The sequence below is a fragment of the Virgibacillus sp. genome (assembly GCF_013393565.1).
GTDB classification, from domain to species: domain Bacteria; phylum Bacillota; class Bacilli; order Bacillales; family Amphibacillaceae; genus Virgibacillus; species Virgibacillus dokdonensis.
Genome location: NZ_JABXHF010000124.1, coordinates 1 through 2,637, shown reverse-complemented (window position 1 = coordinate 2,637; position 2,637 = coordinate 1). Strand labels below are relative to the sequence as shown.

Here is a 2,637-nt window from a genome sequence, read left to right as displayed (position 1 = left end):
GGGTGTGTTGATTCAATTTGGTGGTCAAACAGCGGTGAACTTGGCGACAGAATTGGACGAACAAGGAATACAAATATTAGGAACTAGTCCACAACATATTGATCAAATGGAAGAGAGGGTGCAATTTTATCACATGTTAGATGAATGTTCCATTCCACACATGAATGGATTTATGGTCTACAATCTCGCTCAATTAAGCGGTGCAGAGGAACAATTAGGGTTCCCTGTGTTAATTCGTCCTTCTTATGTCATTGGAGGCCAGTCCATGTTTATAGCTTATAATCAGGAAGAACTTAATGGGTATGTATCACGCATTCAAGAGGATACAAATGATCACTGTTGGCCACTGCTCATAGATGCATATTTGCCTGGAAAAGAATGTGAAGTGGATGTTATAAGTGATGGGGAAGACGTTCTTATCCCAGCTATTTTTGAGCATATTGAAAAGGCTGGTGTGCACTCCGGTGATAGTTTAGCTGTTTTTCCTCCGCTTACATTGATAGATGTAGAAAAGCAAAAAATCAGCGCAATAGCTAAAAAAATTGCTCAAACGGTACCGATTATTGGGATGATGAATATCCAGTTTATCTTACAGGATGGTGAAGTGTATGTGTTGGAGGTGAACCCTAGAGCATCAAGAACAGTTCCAATAATAAGTAAGATAACAAATATACCAATGGTGAAATGGGCAGTTCAAGTACAACTTGGAGCTGCATTAAAAGATATTACGACAAAAAGCAATCTATGTCTTGAACCGTCATTTCATATAATGAAGGCACCTGTTTTTTCTACTGGAAAGTTAAAAGGAGTGGACGCTGTATTAGGACCTGAAATGAAATCAACAGGGGAAATTATTGCTATATCGCGTCATCAAGAGGAAGTTTTTGCGAAAATCGCTACTTCGATTCTTGGTGAAGTAAAAGAAGGCAAAGACCTCACTTTGATCGTATCTATTGCAGATCGTATGAAATCATCTAGTCTGCAAACGATTCAAGCTGCTAGTAAAATGGGCATGTCATTGATTGCGACAAAAGGAACGGCTCAATTTTTGCGAGAAAATGGTATTTTGACTACGAATGTGATTCATCACAAAGATGATCTCTCCATTATTATGGAAAACAATCGACCTGATATGGTGTTGAATTTGCCAGAACAAGGAAGAAATAATAGTAGCTTTGGCTTCAACCTTCGGGAATGGGCAGTACGCTACCAAATTCCTTGTTTTACGAACATAGAAACATTTGCAACTATTGTGATAAAAAACACAAGAAATTATAGCCGGCTAGAAATATTAGCATTACAAGATTATCAGGCCTTATTAGTAAAAGATCACCAAATACTCGAGAGCTGATAAGTACCACTCAGCTCTCCGAGTCCAACTAAAGATATGTGTCAAACCATCTCAGCATATGTTGCAACCGCTCCATGCGCATGTTTGGTTCACCGCTTCTGCTAAGCTCGTGATTTGCGTTAGGGAAGCGAATGAATTCTACTTCTTTTTTTAAATGCTTTAACGTAATAAATAGTTGCTCCCCTTGCTCAATGGGACAACGGTAGTCTAATTCACCATGAAGAATGAGGAGTGGTGTTTCGACATTTGCTGCATATTTTAATGGGGAGAATTCCCATAGCTTTGTTGGATCATCTAACAAGTTCACTCCATGCTCCCATTCTGTAAAGAAAAATCCAATATCGCTTACACCATAAAAACTGAGCCAATTTGATATAGAACGTTGTGTCACAGCCGCTTTAAAACGATTGGTATGCCCCACAATCCAATTTGTCATGAAACCACCATAACTTCCTCCTGTTACGCCGAGGCGCTGTGTATCAATAAAGCTAAATGTTTGAATGGCGTCATCTACAGCTGTCATCACATCACGATAATCTCCCCCACCATAATCGCCTCTACATGCGTTAACAAATGATTGTCCATATCCATGACTTCCACGGGGGTTCGTATACAAAACTACATAGCCTTTTGCGGCTAAGAGCTGCATTTCAAAGAAAAATGTCTGGCCGTACATGGCATGAGGACCACCATGTATTTCCAGTATGGTTGGATATTTCTTTCCTTCTATAAACGCATAAGGACGTAAAAGCCAACCTTGAACTTGCCAATTATCTTCTGTTTGGATAGACAATTCCTCAGGTTCTTGAAGCGCTATTTCTTGTAAGAAGGAACGGTTATGGTCTGTAAGGGCCTCTAAAGAACCATTGTCATGCAATAAATAAAATTCACCTGGATTAGTCGGGCTGCTTATGCCGAGGATGAAGCACTGACAGTGTTTGTTATAAGCAAAACCGAAAATATGGTTATTATCTTTATATATTTCCTCTTTTTTGCCATAAATCGATGCAGCATGTAACCCTGTAGATCCTTGATCTGTTACAATAAAGAAAATTTTTGAACTATCTTCATTCCAAACAGGGCCAATTTGGGATTCACCAAGGCGCGTATCGCCAATCATTGCATCAACAACCTCTATCTCCCAGTCAGAACTTCGGCAACTTCTTTCTTTTGTTTTTATGTCAAATAAATAAAGTTGAGTAAGGGAACCGCCTTTTTAGGCAAACTCATGTCCGAAACAGGCTATTTTACTTCCATCAGGGGAAAAACGAGATACGTGATAAACA

The 2,637-nt window shown here is 39.3% G+C and carries 2 protein-coding genes; one reads left to right on the top strand and one right to left on the bottom strand.

Translation table 11 applies throughout. The annotated features are described in order from the left end of the window. Positions 1-1,351: ATP-binding protein (locus HLX49_RS17030; protein WP_296363407.1), on the top strand; the 1,351-nt coding region annotated here is incomplete at its 5' end. A gap of 28 nt (positions 1,352-1,379) precedes the next feature. Here the strand turns inward: HLX49_RS17030 and HLX49_RS17025 are convergent. After that, positions 1,380-2,471: an alpha/beta hydrolase family protein gene (locus HLX49_RS17025; protein ID WP_296363405.1), complete on the bottom strand. Its 1,092-nt coding sequence runs from the start codon at positions 2,469-2,471 to the stop codon at positions 1,380-1,382. Between the last annotated feature and the right edge of the window lie 166 nt (positions 2,472-2,637).

Coding starts and splice junctions, on each gene's coding strand:
- HLX49_RS17025 (WP_296363405.1), bottom strand. CDS start 2,471: ATGATTGGCGATACGCGCCTTGGTGAATCCCAAATTGGCCCTGTTTGG.